The organism is Mesorhizobium sp. M1312 (assembly GCF_040318115.1).
In the GTDB taxonomy this organism is placed as follows: domain Bacteria; phylum Pseudomonadota; class Alphaproteobacteria; order Rhizobiales; family Rhizobiaceae; genus Mesorhizobium.
The window spans coordinates 1-20,314 of record NZ_JAMYLQ010000053.1 but is presented as its reverse complement, the minus strand read 5'-3'; the positions used below and the strand labels follow the sequence as shown (position 1 = coordinate 20,314).

The window sequence follows — 20,314 nt, the reverse complement described above, 5'->3', positions numbered from 1 at the left end:
CCGCTCATAGCTCCAAGCCTCATCTCGGGGTCAACGCAATTACAGGAATGGCCAAGGTCATATTGGCGCTCGACAAAATCAATGAAACCTTGTCTCAACGCGTTCACCCGCTGGTGGGACCCCCGACCCTTACAAGCACTCTAATCGAAGGTGGAGCAGAACTGGCGACCGTACCGCCATCATGCCGTGTCTGGATTGATAGACGACTCACTCCGGGAGAACGACCCGCAGACGCTCTACAAGAGGTAGAAAACGTATTGGAAGGGTTGCGCCAGGGTGCTGACAAAACAAAGTGCGGTCATTGCTGCCCGCTTTGGAAGATCCAGCTCCCCCTAGCGCGGAGGCGACGAAAATTGCCGCGGTGGCCGCCAAGGCGTGCGCGGAAGTTGCCGGAACGGGCAAGCACTTCGGGGTCCCTTATGGTACGGATGCACCTCGAAATCTATCAAAAATATAATGCTGGATGGCCGCTATTTTCGTGCGCAACGCCGCGTTGGCCGTTCTCGGATAAAGCGGGCTCCACCACGCTGCTTGCGCAGCACATACAATTTCGCTGTCGCGGGGTGAACGCCTGGGTAACGAGGTTTGCTCTTAGCAATCGGCGCCCGCCCGCGAACGTTGGGTGTGCCGGTCAACCCAGCATGTCGAGTGACTACACTTCGCACTTTATGCCGACGCTGTGGCAATTCGACAAACCCCCAGGCCAGGATGTGATGTCGTCGTGATCGGCGGCGACTTTATCGGGCTTGAAGTTGCTGCACGTGCGATATCCAAGGGCGCCGTCGTGACGGTGCTTGAGGCAGGCCCGCGCTGCTTATGAAAGCAGTTCCAGCCAGCGATCGCCAGTCCCGCCGCTTGTGCAAGTTCTACATTTGGTCACCTCGGATCCCGATATTTTTGCCGCCGGTGGCTCGATGGACTTGATGATTGGTTAGGAGCGCGTTTCCACTACGAGGACAACCTGCGTTCGGCCGAGAAACACGCACCCAGGGGACACGGACCCAGAGCGTGGGTCGCAACCGGAACTAGGTTGGTGTGAGTTGCCGCGGCCTCCCCATCTCTGCGTCAATCATCGACTATTCGTTTGTACTATCGCGTGGCCTCGGGACGACGCACTGACTTTGGAGATGCTGACCAATTCCGTCTATCACCGCCTTTCCTGCGGTTCGGGAGCGTTCCCGAGGAAGTGCTGATCGGCAACGCGAAGGCGCTGCCGAACACCATGACGCGGTCACGCGTGAGGATAGATCAACGTCCGGCTGCACGCCTTTACCCAAAGTACGAGGATTCTTCACTCCTGGCCAGCAATCGCTGCTTATATGCGCGAACAGCGAAAACGCGCTCAATTTCAGCGTTCGCGACCTAATAATTGGCGCAATGCGGCCCACTGAAGTCAATATTATCGTCAAAGTCCTGGGGGGACATATAGGTTCCGAGGAGCATCCGACTGCTACCGGCATCTCTGCCAAAAACTCGCTAGCTGGGTAGGTTTTGAAACGTATTACAAGCTTGCCTATTCTGAGATCAGAAGCGTGACGCAGACCCAGATGGATCATGGAATGAGTATGTTAAAATGGAGATGGAAGTGAGTGTAGGTGAATTTCGCGGCCTTGTGACGGCACTCGGCTTCAGCAATTGGGCAGGAGGTAGAGCGTGATGCAGGACTTAAAGGGCCGAACGGCGATCGTAACGGGATCGGGCCAAAACATCGGAAAAGCAATTGCACTAACTCTGGCTCGTGCTGGCGCGAATATCGTTGTTAACGGACTTCGCGATAAAGATAAAATTGAAGCCGTGGCAGCGGAGATCCGCACGCTTGGTGTCGACTCTTACGCCGTCCTTGCAGACGCGGCCGATCCAGACGCAATTGCCGATGTCGTGGATGAAGCGGCCAAGCATTTCGGGTCGGTCGACATTGCAGTCTCGAATGTGGGAATCAGGCCTCATCAAGCGTTTACAGATATATCTGTCGATGATTGGCAGAAGGTTATCAATATTGACTTGAACTCGGCTTTCTACCTTGCGAAGGCCGTTGTCCCCCATATGCGCAAGAAAAAGTTTGGACGAATTATCCATCTTTCGGGATCCGAAGGGGTGATCCCAATGCCGAACCGCGCCCACGTCAACGTGGCAAAGGCGGGTATGCTCATCTTGGCAAAATCAATTGCGCTCGAGCTAGGTCCTGACGGAATAACAGCCAATTGTATATGCCCCGGCTGGATCGATACCGATCGAGATATGAAAAACTACCCTGACCTTCAAAACATATATCGACATGCACGAGAAACTTTGCCAGCACGCCGCCTCGGTACCGTAGAAGACATCGCGAATGCCTGCCTGTACTTAGTGTCCGAGATGGGCGGCTACGTGACTGGCAACACAATCTACGTCGATGGCGGAGACTCCATGCTGTAACTCTACATTTAGATTGGCTGTCGACGTAGAAACCATTCAATACTTCATGTGTGTTGGCGATAATGTCGGGCCCGAGTCCCGCTTCCGCCTCGACCGTTCGGTAGCGACTCCAAGCGCCCTATCACGTCAGAAGGCGCGACGCCGCCCTAGCGGATTCACATGGTCAGGAAATGAATATGCCCAAAAGGAGTTGGAAATGAGTGTAGCGCGTGATCTCGCCGAAGTAGCGCTTGCGGTAGATTTTAATAAATTACCCGATGATATCGCTCGCCATTCAAAACATCTACTTATTGACGCTTTTGCTTGTATTGTGGGGGGCTTTAATAGCCCCACCGGGCGTATCTGCCGCGATTTCGCCCATGAGATGCAAGGGCCGGCGCAGGCTACGATTTTGGGCGAGAACACGCGTGTGCCATTGCGGGGAGCCATACTCGCTAATCAAGGAATGATGCGTTTTCTCGACTACAACGATACGGTCGCAATATCGCTCGTAGCGGGAGACGTTGCCGGCGGACATCCAAGCGGTTCGTTGCCGACTGCTATCGCGGTCAGCGAGCTAGTTGGCGCTTCTGGCAAAGAATTTCTAGAAGCTCTAGTCGCCGGTTATCAAGTCTACGGCTGCATGCTCGAAGCCCTCACGATTTCGCTCGAGGCCCGGGGCTTTCATCATGGCTCGCTACACCCTTATGTGGGGGCGGCAATTGCTGGCCGGCTTATGGGGCTGAATGCCGAGCAAATAGCGAATGCTATGGGGATTGCGGGAAGTCTCTCGGTCGGCCTTGATATTCTGGACGCCACGGGAGAAGAGTATGTAATGACGAAGAATATCGCCGACGGCGTACTTTCAGAAATGGGTTTGTTCGCGTGTCAATTAGCCGCCAAGGGATTTACAGGTCCGGAGCGAATTATTGAGGGGATTAAGGGCTTCGGTCATACAATCCTTGGTAGCTCAGAAAGTTATCTGCCAAAATCTTTGGGCGACCGGTGGTTTATTTCAAGGGTAGAGATCAAGAACGTGCCGGCGGAGTCAACCACGCTAGGCCACCTGGAAGCAACGACGACCTTGGTTCGCAACCATAATCTTAGCCCCGACGACATCAAGAAAATCATCATTCGCACCAATAAACGCGCGGTCGTACACACTGGGGATTTAGTAAAAAAATACCCGAGAAATAAGGAATCTGCCGACCATAGCTCTTACTTTCTTACGGCGATGGCGGTGCTGCACGGAGATATCACCCCGCGAATTTACGAAGAGAACAACTTCACCGATCCGCGAGTGCGGAGTTTGATCGATCGCGTGGAACTTGTACATGGTCCTGAGTTCGATGCCAATCTACCGGCCGCCGAAGTGCGGATCCGGACGCGAGATGGACGAGAGCTGTACCAACGCATTGGCCCCCAAGATCTGAAGGGAGATCCTAGCAATCCGATGACAGACGATGATTTGCGCAAGAAATTCTTGCTTTGCGCGAAAGGAAAGCTATCTGAAGCCCAAGTCGATAGAATTATTGATAGGTGTCTTGAGATTGAGCACGCTGAACAATTTTCAAGTATTTTTCCTCTACTTGTCCTCTAGTGACTTAACATTTTTCGTTAATGGCCAATAGGTCTCAGCTGCTGCACACGATCGCATTGTTCGTGCCTCATGAGCGAACCTATGGCGCGGAGAAAGCTGTCGACACGTTGAACAACTTGTAGTTGCTTGAAACTGCCTGCCGGGTTCGAAGCCCGCAGGCATATCATAGGCACTTTCTCCGGATCTACTCTCTCGGACCTTGGTCGCGGCGGCAGCCGCATCGCGCCGGGAGGCGGCAGAAGGTTGGGGTTATCGTATCGAGTGCAAAGGGACCCGGGCTGTGACGCGACCAACGGTCTCGACCCGGCGCTTTACGGCAGCAACATCACAATAGTTTTCAACAGATGCTGGGGCGAGACTGGTGGCCGTGACTCCGACAACAGCACCGAATGCCGCATCGGCTAGGAATCGGATCGTCCAATAACGAATTCAAACAAAGGAGCTTTGAGCATCATGCGAGGTATCGAGTCGAATAAGACTGAGGGCCGCGACGTTGGCATCCCCATCAATGACTCTAACGTTGATCTGCCCTATCTGGTGACCCACTTTCAGCTGATCATCAAGCCGAATGGCGGCTAGGATTGTCCTGCGGCGGCATTAGCGCCTGGCCTGCAAGGTTATGGTCAACGAACCGGGCGTGCGGCGGGGCGGCGAAAAGTCCAACGACTATTGGCACGGCTGCGGGACTTGGCGCATTCGCTTCAAAGAGGATGACCCTGACGGATTGAAGGATGGCGTGTCATGGTGTACCCGCGCCGCGCCTGTCGGCCGAACTGGCGCAATGTCGATCTGGCGGCTGATTGCTGGTAGGCTGGCGGGGTATCGATCCGCAGTGCATCATCGGATCGTTTCGGGCGTCCCATTTCGTGGGCAAGTTACTGAACAAAAGTCGCACATGACCGCGCGGCCCGCCATCCAGCGGGAATGCCTCGATCTCGGGCGAGAAAAGACTTTCCGCGCACGCTAGGCGCCATCTCGCCGACCACCCGAAGGGCAAGCCCCTCCATGCGCTATCAAAGGGCTACCTGCTCCGCGCCAACTGCCCGACGCGCGACAAGAGAGCAGACTGGCGCTGCAGACTGCGACTATGCAGGCAGGCTTCTCGATATGAGCCGCGATGTGGCGCGCGGCACGTACGCCTTCCTTGCTGCTTGACCGGCGGGCTGGTACATAACCGCGAGGGGCCGAAAAACATCACGCGGCCGCTGCTGCCGTCGCGAGACCGGAAACCTGTCTACGAACCGACAACGGATAGCCGAACTGGCGAGGACGAAACGGGGTGTGGCGCTGTGCTCGCTCCACCATGTCATCGATCTGGACTGGATGAGGCCTACCGGCTGACCCGCAAGGATGGTGCCCCTGGCATCGACGGCGTCACGGCGGCGGACTGTGAGGTGAACCTGGAGACCAGACTTCTGGACCTCCTGGAGCGCATCAAGTTCGGCCGATATCGTGCGCCGCCGGTCCGGCGGGCCTATATACCCAAGGCGGATGGGTCGCAAAGGATGCTCGGCATTCCGACCTTCGAGGACAAGGTGGCGCAACGCGCCATTACGATGATGCTGGAGACCGTCTATGAGGAGGATTTCTGCCCCTGCTCGTATGGGTTCCGACCGGGCCGCTCGGCCCATCAGGCGCTCCGCAATATGCAGAACGTGCTGTGGGCAAAGCGGCTCTATCGGGTGATCGATCTCGATATACAGAAGTACTTCGACTCGATTCCGCACTCTCACCTCCGGGCGTTCCTCGACCAGCGAGTCACGGACGGCGTCATCGGACGGATGATCGATAAATGGCTGAACGCAGGAGCCGTCGAAGGCGGTCTTCTGCGCCGAACGGCCGAAGAATCCCCGCAAGGAGGCGTGGTCTCGCCCTGCCTCTCGAATATCTTCCTGCACCACGTGCTGGACGAATGGTTCGAGACCGAGGTGCGGCCGCGGCTCCGCGGGGGGCTGTACCATTGCCCGCTACGCTGACGATGCGCTCATGGCGTTCGACAGCATCGTCGACGCACAGCGTGTCCTGGCAGTGCTGGACAAACGTCTTGGACGGTTCGGGCTTACGCTCCACCCCGACAAGACGCGTCTCGTCGACTTCGCCCGCGAACGACGGAGAGCACACGGCATCCGGAGACGGATGGCACCAACTTCGACTTTCTCGGCCTGACTCATGTGTGGGGACGGTCGCGCAGAGGCAACGACATGGTGATGCAAGTCACGGCCAAGGGCCGTTTTGCTCGTGCGCTGGCTGCCGTAAGTGACTGGTGCCGGAAACACCGGAAATGGTCGATCCGCGATCAGCATCGCCATCTCTCGTCCATGATGCGGGCCACTTCGCCTATTATGGCGTCGGGGGAAATGCTCGGCGATTGCGATGGTTCGCCCACCAGGTCGTGAGGATATGGCAGAAATGGCTATCTCGGCGAGATCGTCAAAGCGTGTTCCGATGGATCCGCCTTAACTAAATCCTGAAACGCCATCCGCTGCCGCCAGCCAGGATTCTTTATTCGTTTGCCACCGTGAGCGAAACTCTACCATGAGGAACCGGATGCGGGAAAACTGCTCGTCCGGGTCTGTGAGGGGTGGGGGCAGTAACGCCCCCACCTACTCGGCACTCTGCCTTTCGTAGAGGGGCCATGGCATCGCGCTCGAATGTAGGCGTCTCGTGCACGCCCACGGTCGTGAGGTTGACGCACCGACAATTATCGTGGAAAACCAATCTAAATCGGTTCAGCTGCTTCCGCAGCGGAATCCAGCCGCCAGATCAGCGATCATGGACCATCAGGAAAAGCCGACTAGGCAACGCAGATCTGGAGGCAAGGGTAACAACGTCAAGGCGGACCTGATCGCCGTCGTCGTCGCCATGAACAACAGCGTCCCCTGCGTTCTAACCATCCCGCAGGCAAACGCCCTACCGTCAGGTCCGTTCGAACTCGCTCACCGTTCGCTGCAGTCCGGCCTCAGGGGATGGGTCGAACAACAGACCGGCCACCCGCTCGGCTATATCGAACAGCTCTACACCTTCGCCGATCGCGACCGGATTGGCGCCGAGGAGCGCGTGATCTCGATCAGCTATCTCGCGCTTACGCAGATCGACGATGCGGGCGCCGCAGCCAAGCGATCCTGGGCAAGCTGGTACGACTATTTTCCATGGGAGGATCACCGCTCCGGCGCGCCGGCGGCGGTGCTGGAAGATTTGCGACCGCGCCTAAGGGAATGGGCGGATAGCGCTGACGAGAAAGCCATGCGGCTCGATCGCCGGCGGCGCACGGCTGTTGCCTTCGGCTTCGACGACCGGTCATGGAACGAAGAGTTCGCGCTGCAGCGTTATGAACTTCTCTACGAGGCGGCGCTTGTGGAGGAAGCGGTACGTGGCGGACCTTCAGCCGCACCCACTCCGGTAGCGGGCAAATCGATGATTGCCGATCACCGCCGCATCCTGGCAACGGCTATTGCGCGGCTGCGCTCCAAGATCAAATATCGGCCCGTCGTGTTCGAGCTGATGCCGCCACTCTTTACGCTTCTGCAGCTGCAGCGAACCGTGGAAGCGCTCTCCGGCAGGCTCATCAACAAGCCGAACTTTCGCCGGCTCATAGAGCAACAAGAGCTGGTGGAGAAAACCGGGGAGACGACCGCCGAAACCGGCGGCCGACCGGCGCAGCTCTACCGCTTCCGCCACGACATTCTCGATGAGAGGCCGGTGGCCGGGACAAAATTGCCGCTTATGCGGGCTTGACATCCTTATAGTCATAAAGAATATATAGGCCTTATATTCTCTTAGACTATAACTGGAGGCTCTATGAGCGCCATCCTGCCTTCAGGCGCGTCGCTGTACGACCGCGTTCGCCGCTTTATCCCCTCGATCGAATGGCCGGTATTTGCCGAGGACATCGAGGCCATTCTCGACCTCAAGCGACAGCGCAACGCCGTCATCCTGGCGCACAACTATCAAACGCCCGAGATCTTCCACTGCGTTGCCGACATCGTCGGCGACAGCCTGGCGCTGGCCCGCCAGGCGATGTCGACCGAAGCCGATGTCATCGTGCTTGCCGGCGTGCATTTCATGGCCGAGACGGCGAAGCTGCTCAATCCGCAAAAGACGGTGCTCATTCCGGATCTGCGCGCAGGCTGTTCGCTGGCCGACTCGATCACGGCCGAGGACATTCGCCTGCTGCGGCAACGCTATCCGAGCGTGCCGGTCGTCACATATGTCAACACATCGGCCGAGGTGAAGGCCGAGTCCGATATCTGTTGTACCTCGGGCAATGCGAAAACCGTCGTCGAGTCGCTCGGTGTTTCTCGAGTCATCATGCTCCCGGACGAGTACCTGGCCCAGAACATCGCCGCCCAGACCGACGTGCAGATCATCGCCTGGAAAGGGCGTTGCGAGGTGCATGAGCGCTTCACGCCAGCCGACATCAGAGAGTTGCGCGAAAGCCATCCCGGTGTGATTGTGCTCGCGCATCCCGAATGCCCGCCAGACGTGGTGTCTGAAGCCGATTTTTCCGGGTCGACCGCTGCCATGTCCGACTATGTCGAACGACAAAAACCGCCTCGCGTCGTGCTGCTGACGGAATGCTCGATGAGCGACAATGTCGCGCTCCAGCATCCGGAGCTCGAGTTCATCCGGCCCTGCAATTTGTGCCCACATATGAAGCGCATCACACTCGCCAACATCCGCGAGGCCCTAGAGCAAAACCGGCATGTCGTGAGCATCGATCCCGAGATCGCCGGCCGGGCACGGCTCGCCGTCGAGCGGATGCTGGCTGTATGAACGCGGACGTCCGCAGCTTCTTCGGCAGACCCATTATTATCGGCGGCGGCATAGCCGGGCTGATGACCGCGCTTCATCTGGCGCCCGAACCGGTGCTTCTTCTGTCGAGGACGCCGCTGGGAGCCGACGCTTCGAGCACGTGGGCACAGGGCGGCCTGGCTGCCAGCCTCGGCAATGACGATGAACCGGCGCTACACCTGGCCGACACGCTCGCCGCCGGCGACGGACTGTGCGACCCGGAAATGGCAGGCCGAATTCTGCACGCGGCGCCCGGCGCGATTACGACGCTGGAGGGCTTCGGGGTCCGTTTCGACCGCACGCCGGCAGGGACAATGCGCCTTGGGCTAGAGGCCGCGCACGGCCGACGGCGTATCGTTCGTGCCGGCGGCGACGGCAGCGGACGCGAGGTCATGCGTGCCCTTGTCGCGGTCGCGCGTTCCACTCGGTCGATCGTGGTCGTGGAAGGCGTGGAGGCGCGACGGCTGGCGGTGGAGGACAATACGGTCCGGGGCGTCTGGGCAAGCTGTTCGATGGGCCCCGTATTTTTCGACACGCGTCGGGTCGTCCTCGCGACCGGCGGGATTGGCGGGCTGTTTTTCGACACCACCAATCCTTTGGGCAGTTGCGGACAAGGCCTGGCGCTTGCAGCGCGCGCAGGCGCTGTCCTTGCCGATCTGGAATTCATCCAATTCCACCCGACGGCGCTCGACGGGCCGGACCGTCCAATGCAGCTCATCAGTGAAGCGGTTCGCGGCGAAGGCGCTGAGATCGTCGATGAAACCGGCCAGCGCTTCCTGGAAGGCTTACAAGGTGCCGAGCTCGCGCCGCGCGACGTTGTAGCGCGAGCAATCTGGAAACATCTTTCGAACGGCCACCGTGTCTTTCTCGATGCGCGAGAGAAGCCCGGCACGACATTCGCGCGGCAGTTTCCGACGATCGCGGCAGCCTGCCGCGATGTCGGCATCGATCCGGCGCATGACCTCATTCCCATCCGCCCCGCCCAGCACTATCACATGGGTGGTGTCGCCGTGGATGGCGCCGGTCGCACTTCTGTTTCAGGACTTTGGGCTTGCGGCGAAGTCGCCTCGACGGGATTGCACGGCGCCAACCGGCTTGCCAGCAACTCGCTGACCGAAGCCGTGGTTTGCGCGCGCTGGGTCGCTGAAAGCCTGGGAGGAACCCCTGTCTTGCGAACAAGGCCCGCAACTACAAACGATTACCCCTCGCCCGATCCAAGGACCGTGCGCCCTCTCCTGTCGCGAGCGCTCGCCATCGTGCGGGACGGCGAGGTCTTGAAAGCAACTGCACGCGATTTGTTGCCGCTCGCCGAGGCCAACGACGCGGCATCGGATCCCGCGGCTGTCGGGTTGATGATGACGATCGCCGCCTTGTCACGCAAAGAAAGCCGGGGCGCCCACTACCGCGCCGACTTTCCCCATCGTGAAGCCATTGCCAGACGTTGCGAACTCACTCTCGCCGATGCCCTGGCGGCGGCTCGGGAACTCGCACACGTCTCGAGCCTTGAGGAGGCCAGGTGATGAAGCTTGCACCACTTCCCACGGTCATGCTGGAGCCGCTTGTCCGGGCAGCTCTTCTAGAAGACCTTGGCAGAGCCGGCGACGTGACCACGGACGCTGTCGTGCCGAAGGAACACCATGCGAAGACCGTGCTGGCGGCGCGCCAATCGGGAGTTGTTGCCGGCCTCGATCTGGCGATCCTTGCTTTTCGCCTGATTGATACTGACGTCGAAATCTCCGTGGCGCGAGCGGACGGCAGCGACGTAGCGAAAGGGGAGGTGATTGCGTCCGTGGTTGGTCCGGCCCGGGCCATTCTCACTGCCGAACGGACGGCACTCAATTTTCTTTGCCATCTGAGTGGTGTCGCCACGGCAGCCGCATCGATCGTCACCGCGGTTCGCGGACATGGGGCGAAGATCGTCTGCACGCGCAAGACGACGCCCGGATTGCGGGCGCTGGAAAAATACGCCGTGCGCGCCGGTGGGGGCTCCAATCACCGCTTCGGCCTCGACGACGCCATCCTGATCAAGGACAACCATATCGCAATCGCCGGCGGTATTCGCGCCGCGCTAGAGCGGGCACGGAGCAGCATCGGCCATCTCGTCAAGATCGAAGTCGAGGTCGATACGCTGGCCCAGCTGGAAGAGGCGCTGGCGCTTGCCCCCGATGCCGTGCTGCTGGACAACATGTCGCTTGACGAATTGCACGAGGCAGTGGTGATGGTTGCCGGCCGGGCGATCACCGAGGCATCGGGCAGGATCACGGCCGCGACTGCGCCAGCCATCGCCGCGACCGGTGTCGACCTGATCTCCATCGGCTGGTTGACTCACAGTGCGCCGATCCTCGATATCGGCCTCGACTATCGCGAGCCTTGATCATCGAGGCTGACCATCTGGCCTATCCAGCTTCTCTCGACCGTGCCCGCCAGTCCAAAGGCGCACGTGTCGCCGCAACGCAAGGAACAGGAAGAAAATGCGCGCAGCAATTTCGGAAAAAGCCCTGCCTGAAGCTCAATCCTTCGAAGGTGGCCGGATGTGGACCCTGAAAGAAGCCCAGGCGATCCACGACGCGCCTTTCAATGATCTGCTGTTTCGGGCGCAAACCGTTCACCGCCAGAATTTCGATCCCAACAAGGTCCAGCTCAGCCGGCTCCTCAGCATCAAGACCGGCGGGTGCCCTGAGGATTGCGGCTATTGCAGCCAGTCCGCGCATCACGAAAGCGGTCTGAAGGCGTCGAAGCTGATGGAGGTCAAGCGCGTCATAGCCGAGGCGACCAAGGCACGTGACGCTGGCGCGACCCGCTATTGCATGGGCGCTGCCTGGAAAAATCCCAAGGCACGCGACATGGACGCGGTGGTGGCGATGGTCGAGGGCGTCAAGGCGTTGGGCATGGAGACCTGCATGACGCTCGGCATGCTCGATCTTGAGCAAGCCGCTCGTCTGAAGCAGGCTGGTCTAGACTACTACAACCACAACATCGATACGTCGGAACGCTATTACAGCGAGATCATCAGCACACGCAGCTTTGCCGACCGGCTGGACACGCTCGCCAATGTCCGCGACAGCGGCATCAAGGTCTGCTGCGGCGGTATTGTTGGCATGGGCGAGGAGACAATCGACCGGATCGACATGCTGGTCACGCTGGCCAATCTGCCGGAGCATCCCGAAAGCGTTCCAATCAACATGCTGATCCCGATCGCCGGCACCCCGCTTGCAGAGGCCAAGCCTATCGAGCCGATCGAGTTCGTGCGCGTGATCGCGCTGGCCCGCATCATGATGCCGAATTCGCATGTGCGTCTTTCCGCCGGCCGCACCGCCATGACCGACGAGATGCAGGCGTTGTGCTTCTTTGCCGGTGCCAACTCGATCTTCGTCGGTGACACGCTGCTGACCGCGGACAATCCGGGCGAGGACAAGGATACTCAGCTGTTCCGGCGCCTCGGCATCGAGCCGATGGAACTCGAGGCGTAATGAACGGGGCACCGCTTGCCCGCTATGACGCGACCTTGCAGGGGCTGGCGCGCAAGGACCGGTTGCGGACGCTGTCGCCGCGCGCCGGGCTCGACTTCTCGTCGAACGACTATCTCGGGCTTGCCGCTTCCAAGAGACTGGGCGATGCGGTTGCGGCGGCGATCGCGCGGGGCACGCCGGTTGGCGCCACCGGATCGCGGCTGTTGCGCGGCAATGCGCCGGAGCATGGGCAAGTGGAGGCGGACGCAGCGGTGTTTTTCAGGAGCGAGCGCGCGCTGTTTTTCGGCAGCGGCTACATCGCAAACTTCGCTCTCCTGACCGCGCTGCCGCAGAAGGGCGACCTGCTGGTCCTCGACGAGCTTGCTCATGCCAGCATGCATGAGGGCGCGCAGGCCGGACGCGCCCAGTTCGTGCTTGCCGCGCATAACGACGTCTATGCTTTCGAGGATGCGATTACGCGCTGGCGCGCCGAAGGCGGCATCGGCCGCATCTGGATCGCGGTCGAAAGCCTCTACAGCATGGATGGCGACCGCGCGCCGATGGAGGACCTGGTCGCGCTTGCCGATCGGCACGAGGCATTCATCGTCGTCGACGAGGCGCATGCCACCGGCGTCTGGGGACCGGACGGCCGGGGGCTGGCCGCCGCATTCGAGGGCCGCGACAACATCGTCGCGCTCCATACCTGCGGCAAGGCGCTCGGCGCGTCCGGCGCACTCGTCACCGGACCGGGAACGCTGTGCGACTATCTTGTCAACCGATGCCGGCCATTCATCTACGCCACCGCGCCATCGCCGCTGATGGCGGTCGCGGCGCGCGAAGCGCTGGCCATCCTGTCCGACGAGCCGCTGCGCCGCGTTCAGCTGCAGGATCGCGTTGCCTTCGCCGGCCGACAATTGGCGGAGCGCTGCGGTGTCGTACCCAGCGGCTCGCAGATCCAGCCATTTGTCCTCGGCGACGTCAGGCGCACCATGACGGTGGCGGCGGCCCTGCAGGCCCGCGGCTTCGACATACGCGGCATTCGCCCGCCGACGGTGCCGGAGGGTACGTCGCGCCTGCGCATCTCACTGACGCTCAACGTCGACGAAGCCGATATTTCTGCCATGGTCGAAGCGCTCGTTGAGGTGTTGGCCCAAACATGACCGGGGGCGGCATGACCCAACGCATCGTCATCACCGGAACCGACACCGGAATTGGCAAGACCGTGTTTGCGGCCGGGCTCGCCGGCCTGCTCGACGGTTTCTACTGGAAACCGGTGCAATCGGGCCTCGACGGCGAAACCGACAGCGAAGTGGTCGCCCGGCTTGCCGGCTTGCCCTCGGAGCGCGTGCTGCCGGAAGCCTACCGCTTGAAGAGCGCGCTGTCGCCGGATCGTTCGGCCGAGATCGACGGCGTCGCGATCAAGGCTGCCGATCTTACTTTTCCCGTCCTGCCGACGCCCCTCGTCATCGAGGGCGCCGGTGGGCTGATGGTGCCGCTCAACCGGCGCACAAGCTTCATCGACATCTTCGCTGAGTGGCGGCTGCCGGTCATTTTGTGTGCCCGCACCACGCTCGGCACCATCAACCACACGCTGCTGTCGATCGAGGCCCTCAGGGCTCGCTCCATCCCGCTGGCCGGCATCGCCTTCATCGGCGATGAGATGGCCGATACGCAACGGACAATCGTGGAAATGGGCGGTGTTCCGCAGCTCGGCAGGCTGGCGTATCTCGACCCGCTGACGGACAAAACGCTGCGAGACGCAATGATTGCCGGCTTCGCCTTCGCCTCGTGCACGGGAGATCACTGATGTCGCAGTCCCATATCTGGCATCCCTTTACCCAGCACGCGCTTGAGCCGGCGATCCCTGAAATCGTCCGGACCGAAGGCGCCTATCTCCAAAAGGCTGGCGGCACGCGCATCCTGGACGCGATCTCCTCCTGGTGGGTCGTCACCCATGGCCACCGCCATCCCCGCATCATGAAGGCGATAGAGACAACCGCGTCGAGCCTCGACCAGATCATCTTCGCCGGCTTCACGCACGAGCCGGCCGAACGCCTGGCCAAGGCGCTTGTCGGTCTCGCTCCCGCCGGCCTCGACTGGGTATTCTATTCCGACAGCGGCTCGACCTCCGTCGAGGTCGCGTTGAAGATGGCGCTAGGCTATTTCCGCAACACCGGCGCGCCGCGCTCGCGCATCGTCGTCATGGAGCACAGCTATCATGGCGACACCATCGGGACGATGAGCGTTGGTGCCCGCAGCGTATTCAACGTCGCCTACGAACCTTTGCTGTTCGAGGTCGACACCATCCCCTTCCCAGCCCCGGGACGCGAACAAGAGACGCTGGATCGTTTCGAGGCCGTCAGCCGCGACCGGCGCGCAGCCGCACTGATCGTCGAGCCGCTCGTGCTCGGAGCCGGCGGCATGCTGATGTATCCGGCCTGGGTTGTCTCCGAATTGAAGAAGATCGCCGAGACCTCCGGCACGCTGCTGATCGCCGACGAGGTGATGACCGGCTGGGGACGCACCGGGACCATGTTCGCCTGCGAGCAGGCATCCATCTCTCCGGACATATTGTGTACCTCGAAGGGCCTGACCGGCGGCACTATCCCGTTAGCCGCCACGCTCGCCACCGACGCCATCTTCCAGGCCCACTATTCCGACGATCGGAAGAAGACATTTTTCCATTCGAGTTCCTACACCGCCAATCCGATTGCCTGCGCGGCAGCACTCGCCAACGTCGAGATCTGGCAGGACGAGCCCGTGGCCGGGCGGATCGACGCCTTGAGCGCGATGCAGGTCGCTGGGCTTCGGCGCTTTCGCGACAATCCCTTCTTCACCGACTGCCGGGCGACCGGCACGATCACCGCCCTCGACCTGCGCGCCGGCTCAGCCGGCTATCTGGCCGAGATCGGGCCGAAGCTGCGCGCATTCTTCCTCGAGCGCGGGCTGCTCGTGCGCCCGCTCGGCAATGTCCTCTATCTTCTGCCGCCCTATTGCATCACCGGCGACGAACTTAGCGGACTCTATGACGCCATCGCGGAGGCCGGCGAGCGCTTCGGCGCGAAACCATGAGCGCATCGTCGCGCATTCTCGGGTTTGGCCACCATGCGCCGGCGCGCAAGGTGGCGAATGCCGAGATTGAGAGCAATCTCGGGCTCGAGCCGGGCTGGATCGAGCGGCGCACCGGGATACGGTCGCGCTTCTGGGCAACAGACGAAGACACGCTGTCTGGCCTTGCCGCGCAAGCCGGCGACATGGCGCTGGCGAGCGCCGGCATCGACCGTGCCGACATCGGTCTTTTGTTGCTTGCCACCTCGACACCCGATCACCTGCTGCCACCCAGTGCGCCGCTGGTCGCGCATCGGCTTGGGCTGGGGCGTGCGGGCGCGGTCGATCTGACCGGCGCCTGCGCCGGATTCATCTATGCGCTGATGTTCGCGGACGGATTCACCCGCCTACACGGCAAGGCGAGCCTTGTCATTGCCGCCAACATCCTCAGCCGCCGCATCAATCCGGCCGAGCGCGCCAGTGCCGTGCTGTTTGCCGATGCCGCCGGCGCCGTGGTGATTGGTCCCTGCAATGACCCGGACAGCGGCATTCTCGGCGCATCGGTGGATTCCGACGGCTCGCGCTACGGGCTGATCCAGATCCCGGCCGGCGGAAGCAACAAGCCGTTCCATGGCGACCTCGACCTCGGGGAAACCCGGATGACGATCACCGACGGCCGTGAGGTGTTCGGCAAGGCCGTCGAGATGATGACCGCCTGCTCGCGGGACGCATTGGCCGCAGCCCGGATGCAGCCGCAAGACATCGATCGGTTTGTGCCGCATCAGGCCAACGCCCGCATCTTTGATGCGGTCGGGCGAAACCTCGGCATTGCGGATCAAGCAATCGTCAAGACCATCGTCGATTACGGCAACTCTTCCGCCGCGACGATCCCACTTTCTCTGTCGCTCGCCCATCAAACGGAGCCGTTTCGACCGGGCGAGAAAATCCTGCTGGCGGCGGCCGGTGCGGGCCTGAGTGGCGGCGCCCTCGTCGTCGGAATTTAGCGGCGAGGTCCGGATGCCAAGATTTACCTTTGATGATGAATAGGGACACCAGACCAATGCGAAAACTAGTCGCCGGCAAGCTGCACGGCATCCACGTCACCGAAGCAAACCTCAACTACCACGGTTCCATAACGCTCGACCCTGACCACTGCGAAGAAGCAGGAATCCTGCCCATGGAATTCGTCGAGATATGGAACAGGAATTCCGGGGCGCGGATTTCGACCTATGTCATTCTGGGCGAACGTGGCTCACGATGCTGTATTCTAAACGGAGCGGCTGCCCGCACCTGCCAGCCGGACGACCAGATCATTGTCTGCAACTCCATCTACCTGGACGAAGCGCATATCACCTCTCTGAAGCCGCGGATCGTTACGTTCGACCAGGACAACAACATACTCGACCGCCTGAGCTACTCCGTCGATCTCGACGCCGATGGCCGTTACAGTTTCTCCATTCTTGACGAGGCGAATGAAGCTTTGGCGATCCCTGCCTTGGTCTCCGGGGCGTGACTTGCGCCGCACATCTGAGACGGTCTCTTCGTCCCGTTGCAACTCGCCCGGCGCTGAAGAGAGGACCAGCTTCGCAGAGGCCCGCCGTGCCGTTAGCCACGGCGGTCCTTCGTGCGATCGCGCAATATCCGCATCTCCACGGTTGAGCCAACAGCCATGCGGCTCGACCCCTGTCTGAAGTCAGTTGCGGCGGCCTGCAAATTCATGCTGCTTTTCGAGCGCGGTGGGCCGGGTTCTTGACGATCTGGCTTTTCATGGCCTGCCGTGTCAGCCGCAAGCAGCATTGTAAATGGCCTTTCGGCGATGTGTTTTTTCCGCCGGCGCCAAAGGCGCGCCAGCCGTCCAACGTCTGCCCAAATCCGGCGCAGACATCAGCGTTCGTCAATGGGTGGCCTGCTGGCGAGGCCGAGCCTGGCGCGTTGGTCATCGGCGAAATTCTCGGCGGGACACTGTGTCCTGAACCGATGAACCGTCAGCTTACCGCCCTCCATAATATGAACGGCCCATCCCCCACCGCAACGCTTGACGCGCACGTCGTTTGGTTCGCCAGCCACCATCGCTGCCCCTCATTTTCGTCGCCATGGAACGAGACTGGAAGTCGCTCCTGCGTGGCGAAAAACACGTGACCTTACGTAACGTCAAGCACAGATTTTCTGATAGCTGATGGTTTGTAAATTTGACCACCACGGCAATTTAGGCCCCGAACGTCCGGGCGCGCGGCATCCTGCACTCGGATCGATTTAGACGCCCAAATTTTGCATGTTAATGCGACTTTAATTATCTGCAGCTAATGTTAGTGGGAACGCGTATTCTGTTCGAGTAGCTCTGCAGAAAGCCCGCCGCTCTCGCCCTCGAGAGTGGCGGGTTTTCGTCTGTGTCGGTGCGGATGCTGCCACATTAATGAATCCGTAAGTCGCCAATCAGCTCATCAATGGTTAGATTTCGAGCGCTCCCGCTGGGCTTTGAACATCCTCAAAGTAGCCAAGGGAAGTCCTGCTGCGCCTGCAGCGGGTCTATCTCATAGAACAAGCCCGGCCGACTGCCCGTCACGAGGATCTCGCAGTGGTCGGGCCGGGTTAGGCTCGCCTGCTGCAATGAAGGTGTAAGGTAATCGAACCACAGCAATGGTTCGGCTCACTTACAATCCAAGCCCACGCTTCCTTCCGAAATTCCAATCCACGCCGCTCCCGCGAACGACGCCAACGACTTTGACTGGCGAGTTGTTTATCGAGCGATGGCGACAGGACGATTGCGTGGCGATGCCACCGGAGGTGGGCGCGAAGCGCACTGGCAGGTGCAGTTTCTGCGGCGAGTTGTAGGCCAAGCGGGTCTCCCGGCCGCGCAGCGCTAAAAGCTGGCCGCGGAATTTTAGGAATCGTTTTTCGCCCGAAACGGTCTTGAGAAATCAATTGTCATGCAGTAGGATCATTCTTGGTAGTTTTTCGGCTTGAAATTCACGTAAGGGTCCAAATTCATGGCTGCGGCGCATTGGAACCATTTTTCAGGTCCTGTTATCGTTTTTCAGGAAATCCGCCTTCCTGAGACGGCGACGCCGGCCGGGTATAGCGCCCTGATCGGAGCCTACGAGCTCGCTGTGCCCTTGCCACGGACATTATCGGCCACAGGCGACCATCACCGCATTACCGAACGGGATGGTTGGCGGATCATGACGCCCCGCCATGCGCCACACCCAACCCTCGATGGCCACCTGACCTTCGCGCTCAAATACGAGGGGCTCGACCTTGCCGTCCTCAAGCGGCTGTTCCAGGTGACAGGTCCCGCACCGATCGAGGCGCTGGTGCGTGAAAGCCCTACCGGCAGTTATGCCCGCCGCATCTGGTTTCTATATGAATGGTTGATGGGCGCGCGGCTCGATCTACCCGACGCGGATGCCGGGCGCTACGTTCCGGTTGTCGATCCCGAGCTGCAGTGGTCCGGATCCGAGAGAACCGCTTCGCGCTACCGCGTAAGGGACAATCTTCCCGGCACGCCTGATTTCTGCCCACTCGTATTCCGCACCAAGACTCTCGAAGCATTCATCAGCCTTGAACTGCCGCGGCGCGCGGCGGCAATCATAGCAGACGTGCCCCACGACCTCCTTGCTCGGACCGCCGCCTTTCTTTTGCTCAAGGACTCGCGATCAAGCTACGCGATCGAGGGCGAGCACCCGCCGCAAGACCGCATCCAACGCTGGGGCCGCGCCATCGGCGAAGCCGGCCGCCAACCGATCGATCGCGATGAGCTGCTGCGTCTGCAAAGAATTGTACTCGGCGACGCCCGTTTCGTGAGACTTGGCTTGCGAAAAGAAGGAGGCTTCGTCGGTGAGCATGACCGAGACAACCTCCTGCCCCTGCCCGACCACATCAGCGCTCGACCTGACGACCTGCCGCGGCTCATCGATGGGATGGCGGCTTTCGATCAAGGCCCTGCGCAAAACCTTGATGCCGTCATCGCCGCCGCAATCCTCGCCTTCGGCTTTGTCTACATCCATCCGTTTGAGGACGGAAACGGCCGCATTCACCGCTACCTGATCCACCATGTCCTTGCCATGCACCGCTTCAATCCGCCGGGGGTGGTGTTTCCCGTCTCGGCCGCGATCCTGGACCAGATCGACGAGTACAGACGCGTGCTCGAGAGCTACTCGCAGCGCCTTCTGCCATTGGTCGAGTGGGAACCAACGCAGCAATTCAACGTCCGGGTGCTGAATGACACCGGGGATTTCTACCGATTCTTCGATGCAACCCCGCACGCCGAATTCCTATATGCCTGCGTTCACAGGACGATCGAGCGGGACCTTCCCAATGAAACCGCTTTTCTGCAGCGCTACGATCAATTCCGCCAACAGGTGGATGCCTTTATCAACATGCCCGAGCGGCTGATCGAGTTGCTCTTCCGTTTCCTTCACCAGAATGGTGGCCACCTGTCGAGCCGCGCCCGCGAAAAGGAATTCGCCGCGCTGACCAATGACGAGGCAGGGCGGATCGAGGCGATCTACGCGCAAACCTTTGGTGCCGATTGAAGGCGTAATCAACATGAGGATTGATCTTTAGCCAACGGTTTGGCGGTCCCCTTAATCCCTGCCCTGGTCGCCGGCTGATTTCTGTATCGTCTATCCGCCTATATGCAGTGCCGGCCGCAGCCACCAGCGGTCGAAGATGCGCGACAAAGTCGCGTGCAAGTCATGTTGGGGACCATGAGATCAAGGCACGTGCGCCTCAATCGCGTCCACCCAATTCACAAAACCGGCTTCGTGGAGTACTGGGAGCGCAGAGAAATCTCCGGTCGCAGCCTTACCCGGTCAAAACAAGGACTCTACCCATGAATGCCCTCGTCATCTGCTCCGGCGGACTGGACTCTGTTTCGCTCGCTCACAAGGTGGAAACCGAGCAGAAACTCATTGGCCTGCTTTCGTTCGACTACGGCCAGAGGCACAAAAGGAACTCGGCTTCGCCTCTATCTGCGCCAAACGGCTGGGCGTTCCGCACCAGATCGTCGATATCCGCGATGTCGGCCGCAATC

At 60.4% G+C, this 20,314-nt stretch carries 17 protein-coding genes and 1 pseudogene; all 18 read left to right on the top strand.

Annotation, left to right across the window (positions count from 1 at the left end; genetic code table 11):
• The first annotated feature begins 47 nt into the window (after positions 1 to 47).
• Positions 48 to 725 carry a peptidase dimerization domain-containing protein gene (locus NKH36_RS33090; RefSeq protein ID WP_352965868.1) on the top strand — a complete coding sequence of 226 codons (678 nt, stop codon included), beginning with the start codon at positions 48 to 50 and terminating at the stop codon, positions 723 to 725.
• Positions 680 to 820 carry an FAD-dependent oxidoreductase gene (locus NKH36_RS33085; protein ID WP_502912166.1) on the top strand — a complete coding sequence of 47 codons (141 nt, stop codon included), beginning with the start codon at positions 680 to 682 and terminating at the stop codon, positions 818 to 820. Before NKH36_RS33090 ends, NKH36_RS33085 begins: the two co-directional genes overlap by 46 nt.
• Positions 821 to 1,656: 836 nt before the next feature.
• Positions 1,657 to 2,415 carry an SDR family NAD(P)-dependent oxidoreductase gene (locus NKH36_RS33080; protein WP_352965866.1) on the top strand — a complete coding sequence of 253 codons (759 nt, stop codon included), beginning with the start codon at positions 1,657 to 1,659 and terminating at the stop codon, positions 2,413 to 2,415.
• A gap of 196 nt (positions 2,416 to 2,611) precedes the next feature.
• Positions 2,612 to 3,994: an MmgE/PrpD family protein gene (locus NKH36_RS33075; RefSeq protein ID WP_352965864.1), complete on the top strand. Its 1,383-nt coding sequence runs from the start codon at positions 2,612 to 2,614 to the stop codon at positions 3,992 to 3,994.
• Positions 3,995 to 5,145: 1,151 nt separating this feature from the next.
• A complete protein-coding gene (locus NKH36_RS33070) occupies positions 5,146 to 5,970 on the top strand; it encodes a reverse transcriptase domain-containing protein (RefSeq protein WP_352965862.1) in 825 nt (274 codons plus the stop codon).
• A 10-nt stretch (positions 5,971 to 5,980) separates the two neighbouring features.
• Complete coding sequence (locus NKH36_RS33065) at positions 5,981 to 6,160, top strand: hypothetical protein (protein WP_352965860.1); 180 nt, start codon at positions 5,981 to 5,983, stop codon at positions 6,158 to 6,160.
• 606 nt (positions 6,161 to 6,766) lie between these two features.
• Complete coding sequence (locus NKH36_RS33060; RefSeq protein ID WP_352965858.1) at positions 6,767 to 7,729, top strand: NUDIX hydrolase; 963 nt, start codon at positions 6,767 to 6,769, stop codon at positions 7,727 to 7,729.
• Between the two features lie 63 nt (positions 7,730 to 7,792).
• Positions 7,793 to 8,767, top strand: coding sequence for a quinolinate synthase NadA (gene nadA, locus NKH36_RS33055; RefSeq protein ID WP_352965856.1), 975 nt, complete (start codon positions 7,793 to 7,795; stop codon positions 8,765 to 8,767).
• Entirely contained in the window at positions 8,764 to 10,305 is a 1,542-nt protein-coding gene (locus tag NKH36_RS33050; RefSeq protein ID WP_352965855.1) for an L-aspartate oxidase, read from the top strand. The genes nadA and NKH36_RS33050 overlap by 4 nt, the downstream gene beginning before the upstream one ends.
• Complete coding sequence (gene nadC / locus NKH36_RS33045; protein ID WP_352965853.1) at positions 10,305 to 11,159, top strand: carboxylating nicotinate-nucleotide diphosphorylase; 855 nt, start codon at positions 10,305 to 10,307, stop codon at positions 11,157 to 11,159. Before NKH36_RS33050 ends, nadC begins: the two co-directional genes overlap by 1 nt.
• Positions 11,160 to 11,256: 97 nt before the next feature.
• Positions 11,257 to 12,255 (top strand): biotin synthase BioB, encoded by a 999-nt coding sequence (gene bioB / locus NKH36_RS33040; protein WP_352965851.1) that lies wholly within the window; start codon positions 11,257 to 11,259, stop codon positions 12,253 to 12,255.
• Entirely contained in the window at positions 12,255 to 13,394 is a 1,140-nt protein-coding gene (locus tag NKH36_RS33035) for an 8-amino-7-oxononanoate synthase (protein ID WP_352965849.1), read from the top strand. The genes bioB and NKH36_RS33035 overlap by 1 nt, the downstream gene beginning before the upstream one ends.
• A gap of 11 nt (positions 13,395 to 13,405) precedes the next feature.
• The gene (gene bioD / locus NKH36_RS33030; protein WP_352965848.1) at positions 13,406 to 14,041 is read left to right on the top strand and encodes a dethiobiotin synthase; all 636 of its coding nucleotides are present in this window, start codon (positions 13,406 to 13,408) and stop codon (positions 14,039 to 14,041) included.
• On the top strand, positions 14,041 to 15,306 hold the full coding sequence (locus tag NKH36_RS33025) for an adenosylmethionine--8-amino-7-oxononanoate transaminase (protein WP_352965846.1): 1,266 nt from the start codon (positions 14,041 to 14,043) through the stop codon (positions 15,304 to 15,306). The genes bioD and NKH36_RS33025 overlap by 1 nt, the downstream gene beginning before the upstream one ends.
• Positions 15,303 to 16,286 (top strand): 3-oxopimeloyl-[acyl-carrier-protein] synthase BioZ, encoded by a 984-nt coding sequence (gene bioZ, locus NKH36_RS33020; protein ID WP_352965843.1) that lies wholly within the window; start codon positions 15,303 to 15,305, stop codon positions 16,284 to 16,286. The genes NKH36_RS33025 and bioZ overlap by 4 nt, the downstream gene beginning before the upstream one ends.
• A gap of 56 nt (positions 16,287 to 16,342) precedes the next feature.
• The gene (panD, locus tag NKH36_RS33015; protein ID WP_352965842.1) at positions 16,343 to 16,795 is read left to right on the top strand and encodes an aspartate 1-decarboxylase; all 453 of its coding nucleotides are present in this window, start codon (positions 16,343 to 16,345) and stop codon (positions 16,793 to 16,795) included.
• A 1,858-nt stretch (positions 16,796 to 18,653) separates the two neighbouring features.
• Entirely contained in the window at positions 18,654 to 19,814 is a 1,161-nt protein-coding gene (locus NKH36_RS33010; RefSeq protein WP_352965840.1) for a Fic family protein, read from the top strand.
• Positions 19,815 to 20,113: 299 nt separating this feature from the next.
• Positions 20,114 to 20,314, top strand: a pseudogene (locus tag NKH36_RS33005) (7-cyano-7-deazaguanine synthase); the annotation flags it as partial.

Bases quoted from the DNA above. Each gene is read 5' to 3' on its own strand.
- bioB (WP_352965851.1), top strand. From the start codon at position 11,257: ATGCGCGCAGCAATTTCGGAAAAAGCCCTGCCTGAAGCTCAATCCTTC.
- NKH36_RS33080 (WP_352965866.1), top strand. From the start codon at position 1,657: ATGCAGGACTTAAAGGGCCGAACGGCGATCGTAACGGGATCGGGCCAA.
- nadA (WP_352965856.1), top strand. From the start codon at position 7,793: ATGAGCGCCATCCTGCCTTCAGGCGCGTCGCTGTACGACCGCGTTCGC.
- NKH36_RS33060 (WP_352965858.1), top strand. From the start codon at position 6,767: ATGGACCATCAGGAAAAGCCGACTAGGCAACGCAGATCTGGAGGCAAG.
- NKH36_RS33090 (WP_352965868.1), top strand. From the start codon at position 48: ATGGCCAAGGTCATATTGGCGCTCGACAAAATCAATGAAACCTTGTCT.
- bioZ (WP_352965843.1), top strand. From the start codon at position 15,303: ATGAGCGCATCGTCGCGCATTCTCGGGTTTGGCCACCATGCGCCGGCG.
- NKH36_RS33010 (WP_352965840.1), top strand. From the start codon at position 18,654: ATGGGCGCGCGGCTCGATCTACCCGACGCGGATGCCGGGCGCTACGTT.
- NKH36_RS33075 (WP_352965864.1), top strand. From the start codon at position 2,612: ATGAGTGTAGCGCGTGATCTCGCCGAAGTAGCGCTTGCGGTAGATTTT.
- nadC (WP_352965853.1), top strand. From the start codon at position 10,305: ATGAAGCTTGCACCACTTCCCACGGTCATGCTGGAGCCGCTTGTCCGG.
- NKH36_RS33035 (WP_352965849.1), top strand. From the start codon at position 12,255: ATGAACGGGGCACCGCTTGCCCGCTATGACGCGACCTTGCAGGGGCTG.
- bioD (WP_352965848.1), top strand. From the start codon at position 13,406: ATGACCCAACGCATCGTCATCACCGGAACCGACACCGGAATTGGCAAG.
- panD (WP_352965842.1), top strand. From the start codon at position 16,343: ATGCGAAAACTAGTCGCCGGCAAGCTGCACGGCATCCACGTCACCGAA.
- NKH36_RS33025 (WP_352965846.1), top strand. From the start codon at position 14,041: ATGTCGCAGTCCCATATCTGGCATCCCTTTACCCAGCACGCGCTTGAG.
- NKH36_RS33065 (WP_352965860.1), top strand. From the start codon at position 5,981: ATGGCGTTCGACAGCATCGTCGACGCACAGCGTGTCCTGGCAGTGCTG.
- NKH36_RS33050 (WP_352965855.1), top strand. From the start codon at position 8,764: ATGAACGCGGACGTCCGCAGCTTCTTCGGCAGACCCATTATTATCGGC.